General features: G+C 49.3%; 16 protein-coding genes. 10 read left to right on the top strand and 6 right to left on the bottom strand.

All coding sequences use genetic code 11. The features are described 5' to 3' along the window. Positions 1 to 154: 154 nt before the first annotated feature. Positions 155 to 1,858, bottom strand: coding sequence for a hydroxylamine reductase (hcp, locus tag AC3ZPD_RS03175; RefSeq protein ID WP_490983415.1), 1,704 nt, complete (start codon positions 1,856 to 1,858; stop codon positions 155 to 157). 177 nt (positions 1,859 to 2,035) lie between these two features. Here hcp and AC3ZPD_RS03180 point away from each other — a divergent pair, with 177 nt between their 5' ends. Together AC3ZPD_RS03180 and AC3ZPD_RS03185 are read left to right on the top strand one after the other, a co-directional pair. Continuing rightward, entirely contained in the window at positions 2,036 to 3,058 is a 1,023-nt protein-coding gene (locus tag AC3ZPD_RS03180) for a 2-oxoacid:acceptor oxidoreductase family protein (protein WP_490983416.1), read from the top strand. A 41-nt stretch (positions 3,059 to 3,099) separates the two neighbouring features. Beyond that, entirely contained in the window at positions 3,100 to 5,379 is a 2,280-nt protein-coding gene (locus AC3ZPD_RS03185; protein ID WP_490983417.1) for a thiamine pyrophosphate-dependent enzyme, read from the top strand. Positions 5,380 to 5,513: 134 nt separating this feature from the next. Here AC3ZPD_RS03185 and AC3ZPD_RS03190 read toward each other — a convergent pair whose 3' ends face one another. Next, the gene (locus AC3ZPD_RS03190) at positions 5,514 to 6,059 is read right to left on the bottom strand and encodes a TetR/AcrR family transcriptional regulator (protein ID WP_490983418.1); all 546 of its coding nucleotides are present in this window, start codon (positions 6,057 to 6,059) and stop codon (positions 5,514 to 5,516) included. Between the two features lie 211 nt (positions 6,060 to 6,270). Here AC3ZPD_RS03190 and AC3ZPD_RS03195 point away from each other — a divergent pair, with 211 nt between their 5' ends. From AC3ZPD_RS03195 to AC3ZPD_RS03215, 5 genes are all read left to right on the top strand, one after another. After that, positions 6,271 to 7,128 (top strand): aldo/keto reductase, encoded by an 858-nt coding sequence (locus tag AC3ZPD_RS03195; protein WP_490982831.1) that lies wholly within the window; start codon positions 6,271 to 6,273, stop codon positions 7,126 to 7,128. Positions 7,129 to 7,161: 33 nt separating this feature from the next. Beyond that, complete coding sequence (locus AC3ZPD_RS03200; protein ID WP_490982832.1) at positions 7,162 to 7,575, top strand: cupin domain-containing protein; 414 nt, start codon at positions 7,162 to 7,164, stop codon at positions 7,573 to 7,575. Between the two features lie 464 nt (positions 7,576 to 8,039). Next, positions 8,040 to 8,975 carry a CPBP family intramembrane glutamic endopeptidase gene (locus AC3ZPD_RS03205; protein ID WP_490982833.1) on the top strand — a complete coding sequence of 312 codons (936 nt, stop codon included), beginning with the start codon at positions 8,040 to 8,042 and terminating at the stop codon, positions 8,973 to 8,975. 213 nt (positions 8,976 to 9,188) lie between these two features. Then, entirely contained in the window at positions 9,189 to 9,800 is a 612-nt protein-coding gene (locus AC3ZPD_RS03210; RefSeq protein WP_490982834.1) for a DUF2239 family protein, read from the top strand. A 21-nt stretch (positions 9,801 to 9,821) separates the two neighbouring features. Then, a complete protein-coding gene (locus AC3ZPD_RS03215; RefSeq protein ID WP_490982835.1) occupies positions 9,822 to 10,712 on the top strand; it encodes an alpha/beta fold hydrolase in 891 nt (296 codons plus the stop codon). 157 nt (positions 10,713 to 10,869) lie between these two features. Here the strand turns inward: AC3ZPD_RS03215 and AC3ZPD_RS03220 are convergent, their stop codons facing one another. From AC3ZPD_RS03220 to lpdA, 4 genes are all read right to left on the bottom strand, one after another. Then, positions 10,870 to 12,609, bottom strand: a complete 1,740-nt coding sequence (locus AC3ZPD_RS03220) for a HAMP domain-containing sensor histidine kinase (RefSeq protein WP_490982836.1) — start codon at positions 12,607 to 12,609, stop codon at positions 10,870 to 10,872. Then, a complete protein-coding gene (locus tag AC3ZPD_RS03225) occupies positions 12,606 to 13,352 on the bottom strand; it encodes a response regulator transcription factor (RefSeq protein WP_490982837.1) in 747 nt (248 codons plus the stop codon). Before AC3ZPD_RS03225 ends, AC3ZPD_RS03220 begins: the two co-directional genes overlap by 4 nt. Positions 13,353 to 13,505: 153 nt before the next feature. After that, on the bottom strand, positions 13,506 to 13,856 hold the full coding sequence (locus AC3ZPD_RS03230) for a GNAT family N-acetyltransferase (RefSeq protein ID WP_490982838.1): 351 nt from the start codon (positions 13,854 to 13,856) through the stop codon (positions 13,506 to 13,508). Positions 13,857 to 13,977: 121 nt separating this feature from the next. After that, a complete protein-coding gene (lpdA, locus tag AC3ZPD_RS03235) occupies positions 13,978 to 15,369 on the bottom strand; it encodes a dihydrolipoyl dehydrogenase (protein ID WP_490982839.1) in 1,392 nt (463 codons plus the stop codon). Positions 15,370 to 15,630: 261 nt separating this feature from the next. Here lpdA and AC3ZPD_RS03240 point away from each other — a divergent pair, with 261 nt between their 5' ends. The 3 genes from AC3ZPD_RS03240 (at position 15,631) to AC3ZPD_RS03250 (ending at position 19,112) form a co-directional block, all read left to right on the top strand. Next, positions 15,631 to 16,200, top strand: a complete 570-nt coding sequence (locus AC3ZPD_RS03240) for a TetR/AcrR family transcriptional regulator (protein WP_490982840.1) — start codon at positions 15,631 to 15,633, stop codon at positions 16,198 to 16,200. 34 nt (positions 16,201 to 16,234) lie between these two features. After that, a complete protein-coding gene (locus AC3ZPD_RS03245; protein WP_490982841.1) occupies positions 16,235 to 16,600 on the top strand; it encodes a DUF4180 domain-containing protein in 366 nt (121 codons plus the stop codon). A 277-nt stretch (positions 16,601 to 16,877) separates the two neighbouring features. Beyond that, positions 16,878 to 19,112: a 3-keto-alpha-glucoside-1,2-lyase-like domain-containing protein gene (locus tag AC3ZPD_RS03250; RefSeq protein WP_490982842.1), complete on the top strand. Its 2,235-nt coding sequence runs from the start codon at positions 16,878 to 16,880 to the stop codon at positions 19,110 to 19,112. Positions 19,113 to 19,119: the final 7 nt, after the last annotated feature.

Genomic DNA, 19,119 nt, shown 5'->3' on the forward strand with positions numbered 1-19,119 from the left:
CACAGATATCAATGGGGACGTAAAAAGATGACTCCTGTACAGTACAGGAATCATCTTTTATCTGCGGCTTAAAACCACAAGTCCCTTTTTTTACAAGTGTCCTTGACAAAGGGTACAGTTCACAAAGGATCTCTTTTTTATTTTAGCCGACTGTTCAAGCACCAAGGAACATTTTCATATCGTCTTCCACATTGGTAATGCCGGCGATGCCGAAGTTCTCTACAAGCACCTTGGCCACGTTAGGCGACAGGAAGGCGGGGAGCGTAGGGCCTAGATGAATGTTTTTAACGCCAAGGTAGAGCAGGGCCAGCAGCACGATCACCGCTTTTTGCTCATACCAGGCAATGTTATAGGAAATCGGCAGCTCGTTGATGTCCTCAAGGCCGAAAACTTCCTTCAGCTTCAAAGCAATGACGGCCAGAGAGTAGGAATCATTGCACTGCCCCGCGTCCAGCACTCGCGGAATGCCGCCGATTTCGCCCAAATCCAGCTTATTGTATTTGTATTTGGCGCACCCGGCAGTCAGGATGACCGTATCCTTAGGAAGCTGAGCCGCAAAATCAGTGTAATAATTGCGGGATTTCATCCGCCCGTCGCAGCCGGCCATGACGAAGAAGCGGCGAATCGCACCGGATTTTACGGCATCTACGACTTGATCGGCCACGTTCATCACGGCAGCATGAGCGAAGCCGCCGATGATCTCGCCAGTTTCAAGCTCCGTTGGGGCCGGACATTCTTTGGCTTGCTCGATCAGCGCGGAGAAGTCTTTGGCAGCGCCGCTTGTTCCTTCTTGAATATGGCCTTCCGGAATATGGCGGACGCCTGGAAAACCGGTGTTGCCCGTCGTATAAATGCGGTGCTTATAGCTGTCCTTCGGCGGAACAATGCAGTTGGTCGTCATCAGAATCGGTCCGTTAAAGGCTTCAAATTCGCTGCTTTGCTTCCACCAGGCATTCCCGTAATTGCCTACAAAATGTTCATATTTCTTAAAGGCCGGATAATAGTGGGCAGGAAGCATTTCGCTGTGCGTATACACGTCCACGCCGGTTCCTTCCGTCTGCTTCAGCAGCTCCTCCAAATCCTTCAGGTCGTGGCCGCTGATCAGAATGCCGGGACGATTTCTAACTCCGATATTCACCTTTGTAATCTCCGGATTTCCGTAAGCAGTGGTGTTCGCCGAGTCCAGCATGGCCATGGCGTTTACGCCATATTTGCCGGTTTCCATCGTCAAAGCTACCAGATCCTGCACCTCAAGGCTGTCGTCAAGCGTAGCCGCAAGCGCGCGGCGCATAAACCGGTTCAGTTCGTTGTCGTCCTTCTCCAGGTGAAGCGCATGGTACGTATAAGCTGCCATCCCCTTCAAGCCGTAAGTAATCAGCTCGCGCAGGGAGCGGATGTCTTCGTCGCGGGTGGAGAGGACACCGACGGTGCGTGCTTTTTCATCAAAAGCGGCTTCGTGATCCGCTTCCCAAACGGCCGCGTCGGGGAGATGGGTCGTTCCTTCCGGATATTGTTCGTTAAAATAAGCCCGCACCTCGCCGCGGAGCGTGATGGCTTCACGGATTTTCCCAACAAACACCTCGCGGTCAAAGTTCGCATTTGTAATGGTCGCAAACAAGGAATCCATAATAAACAGCGATACGCGTTGTTCCAGTTCTTCCGGCAGCCGGATATCCAAACTGAGAAAAGAAATCCCTTTCAGCAGATAAATGAGCAAATCCTGCAGATTCGCCACGTCATGCGGTTTGCCGCATACCCCGGCAATGGTGCAGCCCGTTCCTTTGGATGCTTCCTGACATTGAAAGCAGAACATGGACGGCTGATGGTTTAAGGTTTGTTCTGTCGCGTTGTTATTCATCATTTTTCTCCTCCCGGTTTCACTTGTTCATTTAGGCAGTATAGCCCGCCGCCAAACCCGCATTTGTGATTGAAATCACAATTTTCTGCGGCTGTGAGAAATATCACTAACCCCGCCGGATTCTTCTTTTAAACTGGAGTTATACCTTACAAGAACAAGAAGAAATGAGGAGTGAACGTGTCGATTTTGCCTCAAAAAAATGAACTGGGATTCTACGAGATCCGTCTCGAATCCATTGGCGGGCTGGGTGCCAACCTGGCCGGAAAAATGCTGGCCGAAGCCGGGGTGACCGGCTCAGGCCTGAACGGCTCCAATTTCTCCAGCTATGGTTCGGAGAAAAAAGGATCCCCGGTCAAAAGCTTCATAAGGTTCTGTGATCCTCAGGTGGAAATCCGCGATCACAGCCCTATTGAGCAGCCGCATGTAGTCGGCGTATTTCATGAAGCGTTGTATAAGACGATAGAGGTCGTAAGCGGATTGCGTTCTGATGGAACGGTGCTGGTGAATACGGCACGGGATCTTTCCGATGTGGCTGCGGATTTGAAGATGACGCAGGGTACGCTGGCCGCGATCGATGCGCTGAAAATCGCCGTCGAGGAGAAGACCAAAGTCAATACGGCGATGCTTGGCGCCTTGTTCCGGATTTGCAGCTTCCTGAATCCGGACGATATGCGGCAGGTCATCCGCAAAACGTTTGAGAAAAAGCTGCCCCATCTCGTCGAGCCGAATTTGCGGACCTTTGACCGGGGATATAATGAAGTCCAGTTCCTCGCGTTAGGAAATAACACGGAGCTTATGGACGCGGCGGCATTCTCCAGACCGCAGCCGGTCCTCGGATTTGAAACACAGGAGCCGGGCGGAATCCTTAGAGTTACGGCAAACAGCGTGCTAAAGGATCTTAGCGGCTCCCGGCAGGGATATTTGCCGGAATACAAGCTGGAGGACTGTATCCACTGCGCCGCCTGCGATACGGTATGCCCGGACTTCTGCATCGTCTGGGAACAGAAGCCGGATAAACGCGGCAACCTGCAGATGTTCATGAAAGGCATCGATTACCAGTACTGCAAAGGCTGCCTGAAATGTGTGCAGGCTTGTCCAACAACGGCTTTAGCCGCGATGCTGGAAGAGCCGCATTATGCGGAGCAGCATCGCGTGCCGCAATCATTTCCTTATTTCACTGCGGAAGGAGTCCGGTCATGAGCGTACAAACCAAAGATTTAACGGAGCAAAATAAAGAGCCGATGGAGCAAAAAGTGCCTGCCGCCCAAACGGCCGTCTTTGAATCGGGCAACGAAATGGCAGCCATGGCGGCTGCCCAGATCAACTATCATATTATGGGGTATTTTCCGATTACGCCGTCAACGGAAATTGCCCAATATCTGGACATGATGCGGACGCGAGGCGAACACGACATCAAGCTGATTCCGGCCGACGGGGAACACGGCTCGGCGGGGATCTGCTACGGCGCAGCCGCGGCCGGAGCGAGGGTGTTCAACGCCACCAGCGCAAACGGCTTCCTTTACATGATCGAACAGCTTCCCGTGCAGGCGGGCACCAGGTTCCCGATGGTCATGAACCTGGTGACCCGGGCCGTCAGCGGTCCGCTTGACATCCGCGGCGACCATTCCGATCTCTACTACGGCCTGAACACCGGCTGGGTGATTCTGACCGCCCGTTCGCCGCAGGCCGTGTATGATCTGAATATCATGGCGCTGCGCATCGCCGAACATGAAGACGTTCGCCTGCCGGTCATCGTAGCTTATGACGGCTTCTTCACCTCGCACCAGAAACGCCGGGTGCAAATCTTTTCGGACCGGGATACGGTCCGGCAGTTCGTAGGGGAGCAGGCACCGGAATTCCCGCATGTGCTGGACGAGAACAACCCGATCGTCGTCGGCGCTTATATGAACGGCGAAGACTTGATGAACAACCACTTCCAGCAGTCAGGTGCGATCTATCGTGCGGGCGAAATCTTCAAGGAAGTGGCGGAGGAATACGCGGCTCTATCCGGCAGATCTTATTCGCCGCTTGATCTGTACCGCATGGAAGACGCGGAGGTGGCTTTGTTCCTGCTCAATTCGGCGGCCGAATCCTCCAAAGACGTCGTGGACCGGCTGCGGGCGAAAGGGATCAAAGCGGGCGTGATCAGCCCGAATATCATCCGGCCGTTCCCGGCGAAGGAAATCCGCGAGGCGCTAAAGGGCGTCAAGGCGGTGCTGGTCGGTGAACGCGCCGATTCTTACGGCGCTAACGGGGCCAATTTGACGCATGAGGTCAAAGCAGCCCTGCAGGAAATACGCGGACCGCAGCCTCAACCGATTGTACTTTCCCGCATCTTCGGCCTTGGCGGGAAAGATTATTACGCGGATGACGCGGAAGCCTTTTTCGCCCTGACGCTGGAGGCAATGGAGCTGGGTTATGCCAAGGTGCCGTTTGACTATTACGGCCAAACGCCGGGCCTTGAGGCTCAAAAGCTGCAGCCGGTTCTTGCGCCTATGAATGGGGACAGCTTTAAATCAGGCCTGATCACCGTCAAGGTGGATGAGGCGACAAACAAGCTGGCTGTGAAAGTGCCGCCGATGCGGGCGCTTGCCGCCAAACCGAAACGATTCGCTTCGGGTCATGGAGCTTGTCCGGGCTGCGGGATTTTCCCGGGGCTGGAGCTCTTTTTCAAAGGGATTGAAGGCAATGTCGTCACTTTATTCCATACCGGCTGCGCTTACATCACGACGACGGGTTATCCTTACAACTCGCATAAGCAGAGCTTCATTCATAATTTGTTTCAGAACGGTCCGGCTACCTTATCCGGCACGGTGGAGGCGTTCCTCGAGAAGAAACGGCGCGGGGAAATCGAAGTGCCCGAGGACTTCACTTTTGTGATGGTGACCGGCGACGGCGGCATGGACATCGGAATGGGTTCGGCCATCGGGACGGCGCTGCGGGGCCATAACCTGATCATCCTGGAATATGACAATGAAGGCTACATGAACACCGGCGCACAGCTTTCGTATTCCACGCCTTTAGGCCATATGACCAGCACGTCCGGCGTCGGCAAACAGCAGCAGGGCAAACCGTTCCATCACAAAGATACGGTGCAGATGATGGCGGCCGCGCATATTCCGTACGTTTTTACGGGGACGGAAGCTTTCCCGCAGGATCTGGTGAAAAAGGCAGCGAAAGCGCAGTGGTACGCCCAAAACGTAGGCACCGTCTACGGCAAGCTGCTGATCACGTGCCCGCTGAACTGGAAGTCCGACGATAAAGAAGGGGAAAACATCGTCCGCGCGGCCGTGAATTCCTGCTTCTTCCCGCTGTATGAAGTCGAGCAGGGACAAACGAACCTTACGTACAATCCGGAGGAGAAAAACAAACGGGTGCCGCTCGGCGACTGGCTGAAATACATGGGAAAATCCAGACACCTGCTCAAGGAAGAAAACAAAGCCATGCTCGGCGAATTTGAACGTGAAGTGGAGCGGCGATGGTCGATTCTGAAAGCGAAACACGAGAATCCGCTGCTTTAGGGCGGGGGATATTTGCGGCTAATAAGATAGATAGAGTTTTGTTTTTAATATGGAAAAAACGGCTGTGGCAGGGAGGTGATCCTCGCCGCAGCCGTTTTACTTTTTTTGCTCCATACAGGCAAATAATCATGTAATTAGAAATTTCGATCCAATAAAATGCCTACTTGCTCCGCAATAACTTCAGTTGGCTCAGATAATCCCTTAGTGATCCAGGCTATCACGATTTCAACGACGGCAGCCCCAAAAAATTTAAGGGTTAACTCCTTACTCAGCCCTTGGTTGATTCCGTTGCTGACCTCTACTTCTTCCTTTAATTCCTCGATCACAAATTCAGTTAAACGTTGTCTTAGAACAGGGGCACCTTTACTTGATAATAAAGTCGAAAAGAAAGGATTATTTTGTTCAAAGTATTTAAACCACGCCAGGTTTCCTTCAGCAAAACTTAAATCGGTTGCTGATTCGCATACTTTCCTTAATTCATTGATATGTTCATCGATGAGTTTATCCAGTAAATCAAATTTGTCCATGTAATGATCGTAAACGGTTCTACGACCAACGTTGGCTCGATCAGATATGTCTTGGATCGTAATTTGATCCAGATTTTTTTCAGACATCAATTCTATGAACGCATTTTTTATGGCATGTTGAGATTTTTGAACTCTGCGGTCCATCTTTGACATTGTTTTCATTACTAGGCCCCCAAGTAGTATTCATACATTTTTTTAAAATTTGTGCGATTGCAACCACATTAACGTATTTTGTTTATTGAATACCTGTTGTTCACTTTTATATTATACATATGTGCGGTAACGTATCAATGAGCATATTTTAAGAACCTATCGTTACTTAAGGAGGCATTAACCCTATTCAAGTGCGGAGAGGAGACCAAACATGATTAACGAAACTTTCAACTTATCAAACGGTATAGAAATTCCCAAATTAGGTCTCGGCACCTGGCTGCTTGATGATCGGCAGGCTGTACAGGCCGTACAGGATGCGGTATCTATCGGATATCGCCATATCGATACGGCTCAGGCTTACGGAAATGAAGCTGGCGTAGGCGAAGCCATCCGTTCCTGCGGTGTCGCTAGAGAGAAACTGTTCATCACGACAAAGGTGGCTGCAGAATTAAAGAGCTATGAGGCAGTTATGCAGTCCATTGATGAATCCTTAGCAAAAATGGGACTGAATTACGTTGACCTTCTGATTATCCACAGTCCTCAGCCTTGGAAGGAGTTCCGCGGGGCGAACCGTTACTTTGAGGAAAACAAAGAGGTATGGAAAGCCATGGAGGAGGCTTATAAGGCAGATAAAGTAAAGGCGATCGGTCTTTCTAACTTCCTTCAGGAGGATATAGAGAATATTCTTGAAGGCTGCGAGATCAAGCCCATGGTCAACCAAATCTTGGCACATGTAAGCAATACGCCAGAGGAGCTCATTAAATTCTGCCAACAGAAAGATATCCTTGTAGAGGCCTATTCGCCAATTGCACACGGCGCCGTCCTTGATCATGCAGAGATTAAGGGGATTGCCGGCAAATATGGCGTATCCGTGGCTCAGCTTTGCCTGCGTTACGATATTCAGCTTGGTCTTGCAGTCATTCCCAAAACGGCAAATCCAGGTCATATGAGGATCAATGCAGAGCTTGATTTTGTTATCAGCGATGCGGACATGGACGCTTTAAAGCATATAGAGCACATCCAGGATTATGGAGAACATAGCTTCTTCCCTGTATTCGGTGGGAAATAAAAGCAGTGATATTTATATATTGGAGGAACAAACATGGCGAAACATGAAGAAGTCAAACATGGCGTTATTTTCCCGGCAGGTGAAAAAAATGAAGCCTTTGCATCATTTTTTGTGGGACAAAGTTATTTAAAAACCCTGATCGCTGACCCTGAAATCAATGTTGGAGTAAGCAATGTAACTTTTGAACCGGGGTGTCGAAATAACTGGCATATCCATCGTGGTGGATTTCAAATTTTATTGGTAACAGGCGGGGAAGGCTGGTACCAGGAGGAAGGAAAACCCGCTGAGTTCTTAACGGCCGGTAAGGTAATTATCACGCACGATGGCGTAAAACACTGGCACGGGGCAACAGAAGACAGTTGGTTCGAGCATATTGCCATCACTGCGGGTAAGCCAGAGTGGCTGGAGCCCGTCACTGATGAAGTTTATGCAAAGGCAAAGAAATAAAACGTTTAGCTGATATTAACCTCTATTCAGAGGGTGTCCCAAAAGGGGGCATTCTGATGAGCCAGTCCCAAAATCGGAACGAAAAAACCTCCAAAACCACTATTATAAGTGGGGATGGAGGTTTTCATTTTTACTTAATAATCGAACTTCAGTGGGGGCTGAAAAATCACAAAGTGACTTTTGGGACAGCCTCATTTTTTTCGGTCAAAAATAGCCCCTAATTTCAATGCCATACTCGCCTTAACGGAACCTAAACGGTAGAGAGGGAAGTAAGCTGATGTTTATCCATTCGTTTAGGTTCCGTTAAATTTACGCTAGTAAGATGAAATAAGGAACCCGATCAACATTGGCTGAAAGGAGTTATAAGCATCATGCCCCCGTAAGAAAGACCAATTATGTTTCCGAATGATCCGCGTGACTTTTTAACTAAGCATGTTTTATTAAAACAATGAGGTGATTCGAATATGAAAACACGAACGGAACGCGAACTGCGGGCTGTACCGGCAGGAGTACCGTACCATCGGGTACTTGCCAGTGACAAGCGCCGAATAGGACGCGACATACTTGCTCTTATCCTGCTTATCGGCGGATTGTTTTTCTTCAGCTTGTTAGCCCCTATCCTCGGAGGCGTAATCGATACCCACGTCTTCGGGAGGGATAATCCCATGTCCGGAGGGAAGGATTTCACCCCGGTTTACGTGGCTAGTAATTTTGTGGGGGTTGCTCTGCTCATTCCGTGGAGCATGTTCATACAGCGCTGGCTTTACGGGGTGAAGGGGGCCACGCTGCACTCGGTACGCTCGGTCTTCCGCCTGGCTGTGTTCGGTCGTGCGGTATTGATCATTCTTCCCATTTGGACGATCTACATGGTTTTCTTCAATTGGTTCTCGTCGTACAACACCACGGAATTCCGGGTCGCCGATTTGCTGGCTATCTTCGCTGTAAGCGTCCTGCTGGCGCCGCTCCAAAGTGCGGGTGAGGAGTATACCTTTCGGGGGCTGATCTTCCGGATCGCCTCCAGTTGGTTTCCCGGTCCGAGAGCATCACTTATCGCCGGTATCGCTGTCTCAAGCGTATTGTTCGCCCTGGTGCATTCGGCGACCGACCCCTGGTACAACCTCTATTACTTGGTTCTCGGTATTACCTTTGCAACGATAACCTGGCGAACAGGGGGGCTGGAGAACTCGATTGTGATCCATGCAGTTAACAATACGCTCGCCTACATCTTTGTTATACTCTTGCGCGTCGAGTATTTGACAGCCGTCGACCGTTCGGCCGGAATGGGGTCAAAGATCATGCTTATGCCTTGTGCGGTGCTTGTGTTCGTCACCGTAATTATATGGTTCAGCACCCGTCGCACCGGTCCTGAACTGACGCCTCAGCATAATGACTTCAGTTAAATTTGGAAGATAAAAGAAATGCAGTTCAATAAGGAGAAAACGAAACCTCGAAAAACCTTGAGAAATCAAGGTTTTTCGTGTTCGATGAAAATTTTAGGCCGTGTCCTTTGTATTTATTCCCTCAAAACGAACGGGAAAACATATTTTACCCGGGTAATATTGATTTTTTATTTTTACCCGGGTATAATCTAGACAAGCAGAAAGGAGGTCAACATGAGTAATGCCTTAACATGCTTTTATTGCACGGCATTTTTGGGTGTGAGAGTCGTCGCCAGCGGTTCGTTACAACACGTTGTTACTACAGTAAAGGATGCTCTGAGTGACAGAGACCTCACACAACTGCTTATATTTGACGATTCCACAGGGAAGCCAATAGATATTGATTTTCGTGGAAAGACAGATGATGTGCTTAAACGATTAGGAGAACAGTTTGGCGATTCATTCGGTACAGAAGAGAATCACCAGACCACACGGCGGGTTGGTCGACCTAAGCTGGGGGTTGTATCCGGTGAGGTTACATTATTGCCTCGGCACTGGGAATGGCTCAAGAGTCAACCTGGAGGAGCGTCGGTAACCTTACGAAAGCTCATTGATGAAGCTCGCCGAACTGGAGAACAACAGAGCACAATGCGAGAGTCACAAGAAGCAACCTATAACTTTATGACAGCCATGGCCGGGAACTTCAATCAATATGAAGAAGCTCTGCGGGCACTGTATGCTGGTGACTTGGATCGTTTTTACCACTTCATCGAAGACTGGGCACCTGATATCAGAAACCATGTCAAGAGATTAGCCGCCAAAGCGTTCTCTGAAGAGAACTTATGAATGTAGAGGGGGGAGATGATTATGAACATCCTGAAAGTCAACGGCGTTGATTTGGCCTATGACAGTTTTGGTAACGAAAATGACGAGGCTATGATCCTAATTGCCGGACTTGGAACCCAGATGATCCGCTGGACGGTTCCGTTTTGTGAACGATTGGCAGCGCGCGGCTTTCGGGTGATTCGCTTTGACAATCGCGACGTGGGGTGCTCAACACACTTTAGTCATTATCCGACACTGAATTTTGACGCAATAGCGACTGCCCTTATGTCGGGGCTGCCACCGGACATCCCTTACACTCTTGATGACATGTGCAACGACGCTATCGGACTGCTCGACGCCCTTTCCATTGACCGGGCACATTTCGTTGGCAGGTCAATGGGCGGAATGATCGCTCAGATTGCCGCCAGTGACTACCCCGAACGGGTTTTATCACTCACCTCGATTATGTCTAGTTCCGGTAATCCCGACCTTCCGCAAGCTCCCAAGGATGTCATGGAGATGATGACTAAACCGGCGCCGAATCCATTTGAGGATGAAGCAGGATTTTTGGCGCACAACCTCTCTTTTGCCAAACGCATCGCCGGCACTGGCTATCCGTTTGAAGAAGACGTTTATCGGGCACTCATTCTGGAAGAAGTCAAGCGAGCCTACGATCCAGGCAGTGTCGGACGACAAATTGCTGCGATCGCTGTCTCGGGTGACCGTCGTCCGCAGCTGGCGGCCATAGAAGTACCAGCGCTTGTCATTCATGGGATGGACGATCCCCTGTTCGTCCCGGCATGTGGTGAGGACACGGCTTCTGCCATCCCGGACGCCGAGCTAATACTGTTTGAGGGCATGGGACACGACCTGCCACATCAACTGTACAAAGTAACCGCTGATGCCATAGAGCGGACGGCTCGACGCCATTGACACGCGCGTTCTGAGTAGCAACCAGCCGGAGTCCCGCAATGCCCGATAGGACAAGTAAGCCCAGAGGCGCAGCGCCGAGCAATCCATTTGCACCCTTAGGAATGGAATTGGGGGCGGAAGCGGTGTTGTTCATGGAACGGTATATATGGAAAAAAGCTCAGCAGGGCAGTAGGATCTCAATTTTTGTGCCTTGCCGCACCTGGGATTGCACATGGATTTCGCCGCCGTGTGCTTCCACTATGGTTTTGGCAATGCTCATGCCGAGCCCGGACCCATCCGTGGATTCTTCCGTATTCGTTCCCCGGTAGTAGCGGTTGAACAAATGATGCAGCGTTTCCTCGTCCATTCCTTTGCCATTATCGTTTACGAGAATGCGGGCCTTGCCGTTCAGTATGCCGATAGAAACCGTGACGGTCACACCTGGCGGGTTATGCTTTACGGCATTGGATAGCAAGTTATTCATTAACCTATGCAGCCAGGTTTCATCGGCCTGAACCAGCAGGGAAGACTTCTCCCCGGCAAAATGAAACTGATAATCAGACAGAGTCGCATCGTTGACATACTTCAGCACGGAGCAGCGCACCAATTCGACCAAGTCTATCTTCCGAAGCTCCATGATCGAATCGCCTTGCCCCAGCTGATGAATTAAAGAAAAATCGGAGATCAGCTCAAGCATATAATCCCCTTTTTCCCGGATTGTTGATCCCATGATCCGCATCTCCTCATGGCTCCACTGCTCCGGCAAGCTCTCCAGCATATAACCATAACCCTGAATCGTGGACAGAGGCGTGCGCAGATCGTGGGAAACCCCGGACATCCATTCCGCTTGTGCTTTCTCCAGCCTTTCGCGTTCCTTTTCCGTTTGAGCCAATTGATGGGCCATCTGATAGAAAGATTCAATGACTTCCTTGTAGAGCCTAAAGCGAATTTGTAATGTCCCGTTGCGGCGGAATATTTTACGCTTGTCCTTGGCAGTCAGTACCTGGTCGTATTGCCCCCGGCCCATTCGTTCAAACCAGCCTGCAAACAGGATCAACGGCTGACTGTAGCGCTTGCCATGCCAAATGGAGACAGGAACTGCCAAGAGCAGGATTAGACCTACAAACCATACGAGACTGCGCGTTGCCGTATCCAGGGCGGGATGCTTTAAAGGATCTCCTTCTGGATTGGGCGTGTAGAGGACCCAGGTCATGCCGCTTTGCTTGTCCCGATGAGCGACAATGTTCGTTTCATAGTTGTCAGGCGATTGCTGGATGGCCAGAATATCCAGCGGCCGATACGACTTTTGTACCGCTGCTTCTTCACCGGCAGTTTGTGCAGTACGGCCCGCGGGGTCGATCACCTGCAGATAACCGCCGATTTTGCGCAGCTGTTGATCCAGAAGGGGAACTGCATCGTTCCGTACCATTCCCCGCTGCCCGTAAACGTCAAACCAGCTTTTGAGCTGGTCGAGGTAAGGACTATGGTAGCCAAGTATGTACAGATGCGGCTCGTTAAAAGCAAAACTTAGCTCAGTGTTTACTGCGTATTTCCCAAGCGTTCGTGACTCTTGAATATCTAACAGCTGAGCGATAGAGTAGGAGGCTGGCAGCGAATGATCCGGAGTTGTATTAATCGCGTAGATGACCTTTCCTTCGGCATCAACAACTTGCAGCCACATTCCTTTTTCTTCGATGAGTTTGACCCACTTAGAGGAAATATGAACCGTCCCGTCCTTGGAGGAAGCTTCTTGCGTGATCAGCTGCAGGGCGCCAGCCGGGAAATTCCGGCGTATCTCATTATTCGTCCAGTTCTGGAAGAAGAAAATGCAGGCAATCAGAGTAATGGCCAGGATTAACAGGGAATAGATGATCAATTGATAAGTGAAGTGGAAGGTCATGCGTTGTTCAATCTTCATGTTTCCTGCGGCTCCTTCACAAGTTTGTATCCGAGCCCGCGTACGGTGAGGAGCAGCTTCGGATTGCCGGGATCAATTTCGATCCGCTCCCGTATACGCCGGATGTGCACCATCACGGTCGAGTCATCTCCCTGTCCGTTGATCCCCCAAACCTTGTCGTAGAGCTGATCTTTGGAAAATACGATTCCAGGATGCTTGCAGAAGTGGACCAGCAGCTGGAAGACCTGGGCAGGGCAAGGAACGGGTTTGCCCTCGACGATCAATTCGCCCGCCGCCTCGTTGACGGTGAAGCGGCCAAACCGGTAAACCGCCGAAGTAGTCCGCTTCACCGGACCCGCTGCGGAAACTTCCGGCTCCAGTCGCCGTATACGCGCCTGAATTCTTGCTGCCACCTCAAGAGGATTAAAGGGCTTAGTCATATAATCGTCCCCGCCCATGGCGAAACCACGAAGAACATCGAGATCGGAAGCCTTTGCCGTCAGAAACAAAATATATGGATTTCCGTATTCACGGAGTTTAGAGCACAGTTCTAGTCCGCTGCCGTCGGGGAGCGTAATATCAAGGAGGACGATATCGGGAACGACACGTTCCGCTAAGTCAAGCGCTTCTGCGCAGGTCGAAGCAGCGTACAGTTGATGAAACCCTTCCCGGCGCAGCACCATTTGCAGCATCGTGACAATCGAAGGTTCGTCTTCGACGATTATGATTTTAATATCCGATTTAATATCTGATCTATTGTTCATTGTTCTCACCCTTTTCGATAGTAGCATATTCACATTAACAGAACCTAAACGGCGAGAACAAAATTAAGCTGTTGTTAAAAAAAGATGGACAAGCTTCATGATGAATCATGAAGCTTGGTGAACCACTCCGATTGGAGGATGGCATATTGATATTCATCCACCCAAGTGCCTTTGGACATCTTGATATTCCGGCGCGAGAGTAAATCCGAGCTCCACGATTCGGGGTTCGGATCCAAGGGTATGAATGGCGCAATCCCCGATTAACCGATTGGAATCAGCCAAAGCAATGGCGTATTGAAACCACGTGCCGGGTTGATCAGGGCAATGCGCGATTTGCTTTCCAACAAACGCTTCAGCATCTTCATACGTATAATTCTCCCAGGATTGAAACCGGGAAACAGCCGGATTAGCCCGGTATTGATAAAAAGGCTGCACATCCTGAAAACCAAATTGCCGAATAACAAGGCGGTCGGTAACGGCATATACACCGTTTGAATTCTCCATAGGTTAACCTTCTTTTTAAATCGTTCTCGAACCATTCCGGATTTGAAAAAATCCATAAACCCTCTCGACAATTGCGTCTGAGCTTTACTGATGATTCGGTAAGCATAATCCGTCCCCATGCTTATTGAGCAAAATGCTTTTCCATCTTCAGGCTGGCATTTTCTGCGGCTTCCCTAATAACTTCACCGAGCGTCGGGTGGGGATGAATAGTCATCGCCAAATCCTCTATCGTGGCTCCCAATTCAATAGCCAGGGAAAGCTCGGATATAAGAGAGGAGGCTTCAGCTCCTACGATTTGTGCTCCTAATACTAGACCGGACGCTGCATGGGCGACAATCTTCACAAAACCTTCTGATTCCTTCAGAGCTAACGCCCGGCCATTAATGGAAAATGTAGATTTGCCAACGACAATGGGGACCGATGTTTGCTTGCACGCCGTTTCGCTCAGTCCAACACTGGCTAATTCCGGGCTGGAAAACACAACTAGCGGAATCGCCTTGTAATCGATAACGGAGGGCTTGCCTGCAATGGCTTCCGCTGCGATCTTCGCTTCATAGGAAGCTTTGTGGGCCAGGGCAGGGCCTTTGATGATATCGCCGATGGCATAAATATGCGGAATTGACGTTCTGCATTGCTCATCGGTTTCAATCAGCCCTTGGGCTGTACAGGACAAACCGATGTGTTCAAGCCCCAATGCTCCATCCGTATTCGGTTTTCTTCCGACCGTAATCAGCGCATATTCAGCTTGAACAACGCGGCGCTCATTCTGATGCAGATAATGGAGATCAATACCGTTAGCATGCGGGTCGGCACCTGTGACGGTTGCTCCTGTAAGGATCGTTATTCCATCCTCTTTCAGCTGACGCACTACAGGTGCAACAAGCTCCCCTTCGAATCCGGGCAATACTTGTTCTCCGCCCTCAAGGATTATAACTTTTGTTCCAAACCTGGCAAACATCTGTCCCAGTTCCACTCCAATATAACCTCCGCCAACCACAACAAGACTTTCTGGAATTTCAGGCAGGGACAGCGCTTCAGTAGAAGACAGGATACGCCCGCCGAAGGGAAGAGATCTTATTTCAATCGGGCGGGAGCCCGTTGCCAATATCAGATGTTTGAAGCCGATTTGTTGCTCACCTGAAGAGTGATGTATCGCGGCAGTATGCGGATCGATCAAGCTTGCTTCACCTTCCAGAACGGCGACACCCGCTGTTTTCAGCAAAAATCGGACGCCTCCGGACTGTTTATTTACGACAGCTTGCTTAAAGGCTTGAGCCTCCTTGAAGGAAGTTCCGTCGTAAACAGCACCCGATTGTCTGCGCAAAGTAAAACGTTCCGCTTCTGCGATCAGCGCTTTGGAAGGGATGCAGCCCACATGCGTACATACGCCGCCTAACTGATCACGCTCCACAATAGCCGTCTTCAGGCCCAGCTGTGAAGAGCGTAAGGCTGCCACGTAACCTCCCGGGCCTGATCCAATCACTAAGGTATCCACAGTTTCTAAATGGTTCATTTTGCACACCTCCGACTTTAAATATGATGATCATAATATATTATATCCATCATATTTTGAAGGAGTCAATACTCCAATGCCGTTGATGAATGCATCCGGTAGAAGCAATCCAGTGAATTGACAGTGGATAATATGATAAATATAATATTTTAAAAAGCGGTTCGAACGAGTTAAAAAAAATGAATGTCTTCTCATCAGAAGGAATCAAAGGGATCAATAAGATAAGAGATAAAAGATGAAAGATGAAGGAGAGGAAGAGCAATGCCTTATCCGGAAGGCCATAAGATCAAAGTCAGAAACCATATCCTTGCCAGCGCCGCAAAAGCATTTCGTACCCATGGAGTCCGGAATATAAGCCTGCCCTACATCATGAAAGGGGCGGGGCTGACCCATGGGGGGTTTTACTCCCATTTTGAGAACAAAGAGCAGCTTGTGATTGAGGCCTGTCATTTTGCCATTAGCGATACGATAGAGATGCTGCAAAGGGTAGCCGACAAGAACACAGACCAGCCCCAAATGCTGGCCGTTATTGATTTTTATTTAAGCCCGTTCCATAGGGATCAGACGGAAATTGGCTGTATACTCCCTGCGCTGTCAGGGGAGATGTCCCAATTATCAGAGGAGGTCCGGCAAGCCTACACCCGTGAGTTGCAGCGATTTGCGGAGTTTATTACCGATATGGCAAAAATCGATGCCTCTACCGGTTATGCGCTAGTAAGCTGCATGGTGGGCACGCTTGCTCTGGCACGTGCGGTCAGTGATTCGAATTTCAGTGATCAATTGTTGCTGGCAGGCCAAGTACAGGCCAAACGAATTTTAGAGGGTGCCTAGCAGTCCAGTTATAAGAATAGAAAGAGGGAAGATAATGAACATCAGGAAAATGAACATGAATGGAGTAGGAGTTGCTTATGTTACTAGCAGTGAAAAGTTAATCACTGATGTTCAGTCCGCTATGGATCTGATTGCAACGGTCAGCTATCAAGCAGATTGTAATCGTATTATTTTAAATAAGTCTGAAGTGTGTGAAGAGTTCTTTGAATTGAAAACACGTCTTGCCGGGGACATTCTCCAAAAGTTCGTTAACTATCAAACCAAGATTGCCATCATTGGTGATTTCTCAATCTATACAAGCAAGAGTCTGAAGGATTTTATATATGAAAGCAACAATGGAAGCGATATATTCTTCTTGTCAGATGAGGACCAGGCTATTGAAATACTGAGCAAGGTTTGAGTGAGTAGACTGCGGAAGGGACGTTTCGATCATTTAATTCAACATTTCCTTACTGCATGGAGAACCGTTGAAATTTATCCCTGGAGAGTGGGCCTGCCCCACTCCTTTCTTTTTCGGCAGCGATTATAATTCATCTCGGCAGTGAAAATTTGCAACGAAGGGAGGGCTGGTCCGTCAGAAAAATGGGAGCTTGTTAACCAAAAATGTTAACGCTTTCATTGAGTCACAAGTTTGCCTGACCATCGTTGGACAGATGACTAATCTTAAGGAGGTATTTATGCTTACCCTTACGAGAAAAGCAGTTAGTCTGTTGGTAGTGCTCGCCGTTATGATTACAGGATCTTTACCCCAAATGGCTGGTGCTGCTGATGCGGCCGAGAGTCAGAATTCTATTTCTTCCATGAATATGGCAAACGATACTGAACCTGCGTCGTCAACACAGACCGCCGCTGCTTCCGCCACGATTCAAAATTACCCGATGCCATCCATCTATACCGCATCCAGCGTATTTTCATTGAAAGTAGGCAACCAATCGGTTCCTGTAATCAGCTATAAAGATGACTATGATTACGCACAATTTTCTTTTTCCGGTACGGTTAGTATCGAGGTTACGAATAATGTGCCTATTATCTCTTATTCCATCAGTCCTATGGCCAAGAACATCGAGGGGACGGTCAACGGGAACAAGCTGACCTTCACGCTTTCTTCCTCAACCTATGTGATTATAAAAATCAATGACCAGAAGAAGAAGATTGTTATCGCAGCGGATCCTTTGGAGACAGATATCCCTCCATCTACCGGTGCCGGGATCTACAATGTGACAAAGTCGCCATACAACGCGGATAATACGGGGACATCGATGGCCTCGGATGCGATTCAGCGGGCTATCGATGACGCCTATCAAGCTGGCGGCGGCATTGTATTTGTTCCAACCGGTGTCTATAAGAGCGGCAATCTGACCTTAAAAAGCAATGTAACCTTTTACCTTGCCGGAGGCGCTGTCATTGCCGGTACAGGCAAAGGTGAAGACTACGCGGTTGATTTTCGGAAGGATTCACTAAATGAGGATGGAACGTATTTTATTCGTACTGCCGTGAACTCGAGCAATATCACCATACGTGGACGGGGAACCATTGATGGAAATGGCATTGCGATGCGAGAGCGAAAGATGCCTGCGCCGAATAAAAATGAAGGGCTCTTGAATAACCTGCTGGTCCCGATCGCAACTTCAAACTTTACTTTTGATGGTTTAATATTGCGGGATGCCGGCTTCTGGTCGTTCATGGTCGTTCGATCCGACAATGTTACCATAACCAATCTCAAGGGATTTCAGGATTTATACAAAATTGAGGATGATGTTATTGATATCAACGAAAGTCAGAACGTACTTGTCAAACATGCAATCGCCATATCGGATGATGACAATTATTCGACTAAAACCTGGCTGCAAACGGGGATGTCCGCAGGGTGGCCGGGAGAGCTTGAACACTTGGAGAACGTGGTCTTTGATGACGCGCTTGCCTGGACAAGAGCCGCAGCTTTCAAGATTGGCATGGGCGTAGCACAGCCGCAGATCGGAGTGACCTTCCGCAATTCGTACGTGTTCCAAAGTGATAGGGCCTTGCTGATTGAACATGGTTACCAATACAATACGCTCCCGGAGGAAGGGTACGCTCAAGATATTACGTTTGAGAATATTGATATCGAACGGGTCGAGATCAATCAATTCGGCAACTATTGGCTAGGGATTTCTGCCAGTACTTCCGGCGATGTAAGCCATGTAACCTTAAAGAATCTCAATATCCGCCAGCTGGGAGCTAATCCATCCAGAATTTCCGGGAATGTCACTAAAGGCGGAATGGTTAACGATGTCGTATTCTCGGATATCTATGTTAAAGGCAAGCTCGCAACCAAACTGAGCGATTTGAAAGTTACCGTTAACAACAATGTGAATGGTGTAAGGTTTGACAATTCCGAGGTGCTATTCAGCGACAATTTCGAAGACGGAGATACGGCGGGATGGACGTCTGTTTCAGGCGGCTGGACTGTACCGACAGTCGGTTCGAATAAGGTGCTGTCCAGCGGGAACCAGACAACCACATCCCTGATTACCGCCGGCGCCGGTGGATCATGGCAGGATTACGCGTATGAAGCCGGAATGAACATGCCCATCACCAATGCAAACGCAGGCATAGTCTTCAGGGTGCAGGATGCCAACAATTATTATATGTACCGAATCAATTCATCAAATCAAAAGCTAGAGTTGTATAAATCCGTGAATGGACAACTGACGTCGGTAGCCAGTACTCCGTTTACGGCTCAGGAGAAGCAGTGGTATACGTTGAAGGCTGTCGTCCAAGGAAACCAGATAAAGGGTTATGTAGATGGAGAATTAAAAATGGAATGGACCAATCCTGTAACCGAATTGACCTCGGGAGGAGTGGGATTCCGGACCACCTCGGCGGGTGTCCATTTTGATGATGCTTTGGTCACTGTTCCTAACCAGATTTAGCGGGTAC

This window comes from Paenibacillus mobilis (assembly GCF_058267595.1).